Here is an 8445-nt window from a genome sequence, read left to right on the forward strand (position 1 = left end):
AAGAAAAAATCCTTCAACAGCCGTGCCATTGAAGGATTCTTTCTAAAAATTATCTGAAGGTTATCTTCTTCTTATTTTTTGATAAATACTCATAGCGGTACCTACTATCGTTACAATGATCCCCAGCCATAACACGTTGATATAAGGGAATATCAACGCTTTCATCACAATATAGTCGTTGAAGCTGGTGGCTTCTTTTACTTTCAGCTCTATTTTATTTTCCGCAGGCATGATCTTCGAGAACCTTACATTCAGGTTCAGCGGCGCCAGCGTGTCTTCCACGCTGTACTGGTAGCTGCTGTCGCGGATAAAGTAGATAGGCTGCAGTTTAAAGTGATCATCTGTTTGCGTGTATACTTCCAGCTCAGCTCCCACTGCCAGGTCGCCGCTCTGTGGAACGTAATTACGGCTTTGCGGGTTCGTGTTCAATCCTTTCAGCACAATGAACCCTTTGGAGAAGAAAACAGAGTCGCCCTGCTTCATTTCATGGGTCACATAAGGCGTGGTATCTGCCTGGGCGGCTTCATCGCGGTTAGGCGCGGCAGACACATAGGTGAAAATATCCCTTGTAAGATAATGCCTGGAAGCCGGGTTGGAAGAAAGTGCATTTTCCTTTTTATTCACAAAAGCATCCGGGTAAAGAGTAAAACGCTCCAGCGCCTTGCCGGTTTGTTTATCCTTTTTCTCGTAATGCACTACATAGTATGTTTTGGGATCGCCCTGTGCCACGGAATCACCCGTATAGGTAACATGATATTCCCCCATCTCCACCGGTACATCTTTTGGCAGCATGATATTTTCGCGCGGATTCTGTTTGCTTTCCTTTGTAAAAATACCATCGCCCAGCATTTTCATGCGGTCCAGTGAAATCACTTCCATTTTAGCGGAAGAGATGAGTACGCCCAGCAGCACCATACCAAAACCGATATGCGCTACAGAAGCGCCTGCATTTTTCAGTTTTCCTTTCAGACCGGAGAAGATATAAAAGAAGTTGCCCACAATGGCATAAATGCTGGCAAACAACATCAGGTAAATAGCAGTGAGGAAGCCGGCGCCATACTTATCATAAGTGATGGTGCCTTTCCAGGCTACCAGCCCGGTTAACAATAAAGTTACCACGGTAGGTACCAGCAGCTTTTTAGTGAGCTCGCCACGGGGAGTATCCTTGTATCGCATAAATTGCACGATGGCGGTTAGCACGCCCAGTACAATGGCAATCCAGATCTGGATCTTGTTGTAGTGGAAAATGCTGTCGGACGGAGGCGCTATATCATTCATACTGAACAGCGATTTCAGACCGGTTGCGCTCAGTAATTTATTCCATACAGGAATAGAAGTAGTGAAGGTGATCTGGATGCCTGCAATCAGCATGATCAGGGAGCCTACAAACAGCCAGAACTCGCGGGAGTAGCTGTTCTCTTCTTTCTTCACAGAAGGAATTTCCTTCCTGCGGATGATCAGCAGGGCGATAGAAGGAATCGTGAATACCAGCATGGAAAACAACAGCTGGGCGGTCATTCCCATGTCAGTAAAGGAGTGTACGGAGGTATCTCCCAATACGCCGCTCTTTGTTAAGAAAGAGGAATACAGGATCAGTACATAGGAAATAAAGAAGAAGAAGAAAGTAGATTTCAGCGAGTGCCCGGTGGCTTTGTAAGCCAGGAGGGTGTGCACGCCGGCCACCATGGTGAGCCAGGGCACCAGCGAGGCATTCTCTACCGGGTCCCATCCCCAATAGCCACCAAAGTTCAGTGACTCATAAGCCCAGGCGGCGCCCATCATGATACCGGTTCCCAGCATCATTACGGCGAAAAGGCTCCAGGGCTGCACCGGTTTTACCCAGCCGGTGTAATCCTTTACCCATAAGCCCGCAAAAGCAAAGGCAAAAGGAATGATCATGGAAGCAAAACCCAGGAACAATACCGGCGGGTGGATCACCATCCAGTAGTTCTGCAACGTAACGTTCAAGCCATTTCCGTCGTGGATATGCTGCATATAATCAGCAGTCTGGAAAATAGGCGCAGCCTGGTTTTCAGGCGCTTCCCTCAGCAGCATGAAAGGATTACTGCCTACTTTGTAGCCAAGGATGAAAATGCCAAGCAACATGCTGGCCATGATCAGCTGTGCCAGGGAGAAAATCGTCATCACCGGCGCTTCCCAGTTTTTGGAAGTGCGGATCAGGATAATTCCCAGGATACTGTTCCAGATGCTCCAGAGCAGGAAACTTCCTTCCTGGTCGGACCAGAGGCTGGACAACAGGTATTGAATGGGCAGGTCGCGCGAGGTATTGCGCCATGCGTATTTATATTCGAAATAGTGATTATACAGGATAAAGTACAGGCAGCTGAAAACGCCTATTACGGCGGCCGATTGGATAATAAATGACCAGCGGGCCATTTTCTTCCATGAGTCCCTGATCAGCGGTTCTTTTCCTTTAACTACATTATAATAAGCCACAGTGGCTACCATAGATGCTACAAATGCCAGTATGGCAAAGAAGTGGCCCAGTTGGCCCGGCAGTAAATGTTCCCCTACAAACTTCATAAAATTCCTCTGAGAGATATAAATATTGTGGCATTGATTACCTGACGATGATAATCATATCCTATAGCTGATTACAACTGTTTGTTGCTAACAGCAACCTGGTCGTCCTTGTATTTGGACGGGCATTTCATCAGTATTTTACTGCAGTGAAATTCATTGCCTTCCATTTTACCGGTAAGTACAATGGATTCGGCTTTTTCAAAGTCGGTAGGTTTGGCGCCGTAGAAAACTACTTTGTGGGATTCCCCGGTTTTATCGTGGACATAGAAGCTAAACAGGTTGGCATCTTTGATCGGATCGTAGTTCATTGCTTTCAGGGTATCTAGCGTACCGATCACATGGAACTCTTTTCCTTCTTTCTCGCGGGCTGTTGCAAAAGTTTCATAGGTACTGAAATCACCCACCATAGTCACTATCACACCAATTGCCACCGCAATTACCACCAGCAGAATAATATTTGTTTTTTTCATATGAAAATTATCTTCCCTATTGATTAGACACAAGCTGCAAAAACCCTTTACCAGCGCGACTTCGACACCTCCCCTCTTTTTGCCTTACTTTATTTGTTTCCGATTAATCGGCAAAATTAAGTCAAAATGACCTTCTTCCGACAAAATTTATATAAAAGGCAATTCTTTTTATGAGAAGGACGGCTGTAAGTAAACATAATCCTATCTTTGCGCGGAATTTAGAAAAGTACGACTTTATCATGGCAGATTTATCTCAATTTGACCCTAACTCGGTTGGCCTGCTGTCCAACAACGTTTTTGGCTTGCCTTTTTCCGAAGAAGAAGCAAAACTGGTATTATTACCTGTTCCCTGGGAAGTAACCGTTTCTTATAATAACGGCACTGCCCGTGGCCCGGAACATATTTTCAGGGCTTCCTTCCAGGTAGACCTGTACGACGCAGATGTGAAAGACGGCTGGAAACAGGGTTTCTATATGCGGGAGCCAGACAAGCACCTGCTGCTGCGTAGCGATTACCTGCGTAAGGAAGCTGAACTGTACCTGAAATTCCTGACCGAAGGGGGAGATATCTCTGAAAATGAATTCCTGAAAAAAACGCTGGTAGACGTGAGCAATGGTACCAGGGCCATGAATGAATGGGTATACACCCAAACCAAAGCCCTGCTGGAAAAAGGCAAGCTGGTAGGTCTCGTAGGCGGCGATCACAGTACGCCGCTGGGCTTCTTCAAAGCCATTGGCGAGCAAAAAGGCGAATTCGGTATACTCCAGATAGATGCACACTGCGATCTCCGCGATGCATACGAAGGATTCAAATACTCCCACGCTTCCATCATGTTCAACGCGCTGGCTGAAGTACCGCAGCTCTCTAAACTGGTACAGGTGGGAATCCGCGATTACTGCGAAGAAGAAGTGGATTATATCAATAACAGCGAAGGCCGTGTAGTGACCTTCTTTGATAAACAGATCAAGGAAAGACAATATGAAGGAGAGTCCTGGAAAGCCATCTGCGACAGCATTGTAGCCACTTTACCGCAGCAGGTGTATATCAGCTTTGATATCGATGGCCTCGATCCGAAATTATGCCCGCATACCGGCACCCCGGTACCCGGCGGCTTCGAAGCAGAGCAGGTATACTATCTTTTCAAAAAAGTGCTCGAAAGCGGCAGGAAACTGATCGGATTTGATCTGAATGAAGTAAGCACTTCACATGATGAATGGGATGCCAATGTAGGCGCCCGCGTGCTGTTCAAACTCTGCAACCTGCTGATCAGTTCCAATTCCTAATCTCACATTCCTGTACATGCATAGTTTGCGCATCCTGCATCCGAATACACCCAGCAGAATCCGGCTTTTACCAATAATGCACGGGCTTACAGGCATTCTGTTCCTGTTTAATGCGATCGGTATTTACCGCAGTCCGCAGCCAAATTGGTTCCTGGCAGTTTTCTTTCTTATAGTAGGGCTGGCCTGTATCGGCTTTCCTTTTACCATGAGGAAGTTTAAGAAATTCACCGAAGCCAACACCGTAGCCAGGATGATAGAAGCGCTCATCTGCTTCACCGGCAGTTTGTACTTTCTTTCACACCTGAACCCGGTTACCGCATTATTGCTGTTCCTGGTGGGCGCCGGGCTGGCGTATGTAGGCTGGATGGAATACCGCATTTTCCAACCTTCTTACGTAAAAATGGATACTACCGGAATCACCCTTCCCGGCACCTTTTCCAAAAGGCTGGTTGGCTGGAACGAACTGAATAACGTAATTTTGCGGAACGACCTGCTTACGATCGACTTTAAAAATAACAGGATCCTGCATCTGGAAGTACTGGATGAACCAGGCGCAGCACAAAGGGAAGCCCTGAATAATTTCTTTCAGAGCAGGGTGCAATAAACAGTACATAAAAACAAAAAATGCTGAAACAAACACCTTACATATTATACTCAGACGGTAACGGTAATATTTTTGAAGATACCTCCATGTATGTAACCGGTCGCAGCGGCTGGGACGCATGGCCGGTAGAAGCAGATGAATGGATTGAATTACCGGATGGAGGTAATTTGTATGAGTTGCCCGGCCGCCGTGGGATTGGCATCAACGCCGCCACCGGCGATATGCAGCTGTGCGACAAAGGATGGGCCGTAGCCGCTTTCATACCGCCGGCGCACACCGGCTTTTACCTGGCTGCCTACGAAACCATGCCGGATGCACCTACCCTGCCGCTGTTCTGTTATACTGCAGTGGGCTGGCTGGATGGTAAATTTTATGTACCGGCTACCCGTATTGAAGCAGACATCCGCCAGGAATGCGCAGGATTTGACGATAAAAAAGTGAAACAGGGTGTAAAAACCCTGGTAGAAGCATACCCGCATAACAGGCTGGTGCAGCATCTTGCGGAAAACTGCGCGCTTACTTATGAGTGCCCCGCCGCCCGTAATTATTTTATGGGAAGATGGGAATGCCCTATTCCTTCCTCTCCGGCATGTAATGCCAATTGCGTTGGATGTATTTCATTCCAGCCGGAAGAAGAAAGCATTGTTTCCACGCAGGACCGGCTCCGTTTTAAACCCACTGCGGAAGAAATTGTAGAATATACGGTGCCTCACCTGGAAACAGCGCCTTTCCCTATCGTGAGCTTTGGACAAGGCTGTGAAGGCGAGCCCCTGCTCATGTGGGAAACCATCCGCGAATCCATCCTGGAAATACGTAAACATACGCCTAAAGGCAGTATCAATATCAACACCAACGGCAGTAAGCCCGATGCTGTAAGAGCCCTTTGCGAAGCTGGTTTGAACAGTATCCGCGTAAGCCTGAACTCTGCCCAGGAAAAATATTACACGCCTTATTACCGGCCTAACAACTACGTTTTTGAAGACATCATCGAAAGTCTGAAAGTAGTGCGTGAATTCGGTGGCTGGACCTCCATCAATTATTTCGTGTTCCCGGGTATGACAGACAGCGCTGATGAATATGAAGCGTTACGCAAACTGATCCGGGAAACAGGATTGAACATGATCCAGTGGCGCAATTTCAATATTGACCCCGACTGGTACCTTGGTAAGCTGGGCATTACGGAAACAGGAGAATGTTTAGGCGTAAAACAACTGCAGGAACTGATCCATGAAGAATTCCCTGACCTGAAGTTCGGTTACTTCAACCCTCCAATAGAACGTATTACCGGCGATTATATGAGCGATTTCGCACATTGAAAATAATACAGAAAGATAACAGGGGCTGACCAAAAAATATTGGTCAGCCCTTTTTTTTCCGGGTACCTGTCGGAGCCCCATTATTGTTTACGCGATTTGCAAAGCTTTCATTTTACTTTTTGATCAGCCCATTTCGGTTACCTGAAGGTGGCTGGCGGCCCGAGATATTATTAAAATACAAATATTTTATATATATTAGCTTTAATAATACACTATCTCCTTACCTATGGAACACCTGCAAAAGCGCAACAATATTGCCGCGCGCATAGAAGCGCTGCAAAATGAAGTAGAACAAAGTGCTCTCCTCTCCCGGGAAGCCGTTACGGCAATCAGGAAAGTTTTTACTGTTGATGCAGTCAACGACAAATATGCCTATGAACCAGCGGTAAAAGACGACATTGCCACTGCCTTAACTGCCTTCGCACTGGTAGCCTGGAACAAAGACCGGGACCTGGGCAGCGCCACCACCCTGGTGAAATGGGCGCTGGGCCTGTATATTTCTGATGAGCTGCGCCAAAATATATGGGTGTATGAAAAACAGCTGGAAGAACTGTATGGCAAGCATGTAGGGCAGGACATCTGTTACTTTTGCGCAGGCGCTCCACATGATATTAACAGCGCACTCGAAAAGAAATTATATATAGAGAAAGACCGTTCCAATTATATAGTGGCCCGGAAAGTAAAATTTTCCGTATTGGAATTAAAGGTGCCGCGTTGCGGCCGCTGTGCCAATGAGCATGATACTTTGAGCAATAAATATCACTTTACCTGGGGAGGCATTGTGATATTGTTTGTTGTTATCGGCGCTTTTACTGGCAGCCTGATCATCATGGGCCTGTTAGGTGTGGGTATCGGCTACCTGGTAGCAAGGTATGTTAAAAATTACCTGAAACAGGAAGACATCAAGGAGAATAATAACGACATCATCGGCCTGCATCCGCAGGTGGCGCCGTTATTGGAAGCGGGATGGTCGTTTGAACAGCCGCAGGCTTGATACGTTAATAGTAATTAATTCTTAGCCGGGGCTGTAAGCATCGTATAACCACCGGCCTTACTTTAGCTCTTCCGCAAAACGGTATTGCCTTGCATACGCGGAAGGCGACATCCCTGTTACTTTCCTGAACACGCGGTTAAACGTGATCGGGTTGTTATACCCGGTGGCGTAGGCCACAGCCGCAATGCTATCGAAATCCCCGTTGATGATATTTTTGCAGGCCACATTAATTCTTATCTCATTGAGGAATTCAAGGTAAGTTTTGCGCGTATGTTTTTTAAAGTATTTGCAGAAAGCATAGGTAGTAAGATGCGCTACGCCGGCAATTTGTCCCAATGATATATTCTCCGCATAATGCTCCAGGGTATACTGGTAAATATCATTCATCCGCAGCCCTTCCGACTCACTGTAAGAGTGCCTGGAAAAGCCCGTGGATAAAGACTTCCAATCCTTCACCTGTTTAGAGAAATACACCAGCATGCCTACAAATGCCAGCAATCTTTCTGCGCCGCTGAGTCGTGCGATCTTTAATATATCCGTTGCTGTTTTCTCTGCATATTCCGCAGGCAGTTGCAAACTGTTTGCAGTGAGTTGCAGGAACTTTCTTACAGTATCCATCTCTTTCAGTGAAAACAAGCCCTGTAAGGCATGTTCATGATCGAAAAAGATATGGATGGCGTGAATATTCTTCTCCTGTAAATTCTCAAAATAACGGGCATCCCCTTTAAACATATGGGGCTGGTTGGCGCCAATCACATAAATATCTCCTGCTTTGAACGGTTGGGTATAGTTCCCCGCAATCAGGGTACCTTCTCCTTTTATAATCAGTGTCACCTGCGCTTCTTTGTGGCGATGCAGGTAGTTATAGAAATAAGGGAGGATATCTTCCTGTATCACTACAGCACCTTCATCGGCAACGGGGACAGTAAATTGAATTACTTTCATTAACCAATTTTACTACTTTATCTGCAAAATTAGGGATAATGTGGCAATAATGGTAAAGAGTTGGACAATATTCCAAATTCTCAAGCTGGACTTTTAATCAGAAAGACGTTTAAAAAAAGGTAAATTGATGTATTGTTTTATCCAAAATAACCCAGATATGAAAAGAATCCTTCTTTTGCCGGTACTGGCAATGATATTTTTATTCAACAGCAGTTTCAATATGTTTGAAGGTCAGCCGGCCACAGGGAAGAAAACGGTTACTGAACCGGCAAAAAGGTGTGGACCGTGG

General features: G+C 46.2%; 7 protein-coding genes. 4 read left to right on the forward strand and 3 right to left on the reverse strand.

All coding sequences use genetic code 11. The annotated features are described in order from the left end of the window. Nucleotides 1-60: 60 nt before the first annotated feature. Both ccsA and VIM72_RS13085 read right to left on the reverse strand, forming a co-directional pair. On the reverse strand, nt 61-2544 hold the full coding sequence (gene ccsA / locus VIM72_RS13080; protein WP_332003276.1) for a cytochrome c biogenesis protein CcsA: 2484 nt from the start codon (nt 2542-2544) through the stop codon (nt 61-63). 71 nt (nt 2545-2615) lie between these two features. Further along, nucleotides 2616-3014: a cytochrome c maturation protein CcmE gene (locus VIM72_RS13085; protein WP_142685114.1), complete on the reverse strand. Its 399-nt coding sequence runs from the start codon at nt 3012-3014 to the stop codon at nt 2616-2618. A 239-nt stretch (nt 3015-3253) separates the two neighbouring features. On the opposite strand from VIM72_RS13085, the gene VIM72_RS13090 reads away from it, so the two are divergent. The 4 genes from VIM72_RS13090 to VIM72_RS13105 all read left to right on the forward strand — a co-directional run bounded on the left by VIM72_RS13090 (nt 3254) and on the right by VIM72_RS13105 (nt 7211). After that, nucleotides 3254-4297: an agmatinase family protein gene (locus VIM72_RS13090; protein ID WP_332003277.1), complete on the forward strand. Its 1044-nt coding sequence runs from the start codon at nt 3254-3256 to the stop codon at nt 4295-4297. A 76-nt stretch (nt 4298-4373) separates the two neighbouring features. After that, on the forward strand, nt 4374-4901 hold the full coding sequence (locus VIM72_RS13095; protein WP_332003278.1) for a hypothetical protein: 528 nt from the start codon (nt 4374-4376) through the stop codon (nt 4899-4901). 20 nt (nt 4902-4921) lie between these two features. Continuing rightward, nucleotides 4922-6217, forward strand: a complete 1296-nt coding sequence (locus VIM72_RS13100; RefSeq protein ID WP_332003279.1) for a radical SAM protein — start codon at nt 4922-4924, stop codon at nt 6215-6217. Nucleotides 6218-6443: 226 nt separating this feature from the next. After that, nucleotides 6444-7211, forward strand: a complete 768-nt coding sequence (locus VIM72_RS13105; RefSeq protein ID WP_332003280.1) for a hypothetical protein — start codon at nt 6444-6446, stop codon at nt 7209-7211. A 57-nt stretch (nt 7212-7268) separates the two neighbouring features. Here the strand turns inward: VIM72_RS13105 and VIM72_RS13110 are convergent, their stop codons facing one another. Then, nucleotides 7269-8156, reverse strand: a complete 888-nt coding sequence (locus VIM72_RS13110) for an AraC family transcriptional regulator (protein ID WP_332003281.1) — start codon at nt 8154-8156, stop codon at nt 7269-7271. Between the last annotated feature and the right edge of the window lie 289 nt (nt 8157-8445).

The organism is Chitinophaga sp., from assembly GCF_036569185.1.
Classification (GTDB): Bacteria; Bacteroidota; Bacteroidia; order Chitinophagales; family Chitinophagaceae; genus Chitinophaga.

What these genes read in the sequence shown, in the direction of transcription:
- ccsA (WP_332003276.1), bottom strand. Translation starts at nt 2,544, where the DNA reads ATGAAGTTTGTAGGGGAACATTTACTGCCGGGCCAACTGGGCCACTTC.
- VIM72_RS13100 (WP_332003279.1), top strand. Translation starts at nt 4,922, where the DNA reads ATGCTGAAACAAACACCTTACATATTATACTCAGACGGTAACGGTAAT.
- VIM72_RS13110 (WP_332003281.1), bottom strand. Translation starts at nt 8,156, where the DNA reads ATGAAAGTAATTCAATTTACTGTCCCCGTTGCCGATGAAGGTGCTGTA.
- VIM72_RS13095 (WP_332003278.1), top strand. Translation starts at nt 4,374, where the DNA reads ATGCACGGGCTTACAGGCATTCTGTTCCTGTTTAATGCGATCGGTATT.
- VIM72_RS13105 (WP_332003280.1), top strand. Translation starts at nt 6,444, where the DNA reads ATGGAACACCTGCAAAAGCGCAACAATATTGCCGCGCGCATAGAAGCG.
- VIM72_RS13090 (WP_332003277.1), top strand. Translation starts at nt 3,254, where the DNA reads ATGGCAGATTTATCTCAATTTGACCCTAACTCGGTTGGCCTGCTGTCC.
- VIM72_RS13085 (WP_142685114.1), bottom strand. Translation starts at nt 3,014, where the DNA reads ATGAAAAAAACAAATATTATTCTGCTGGTGGTAATTGCGGTGGCAATT.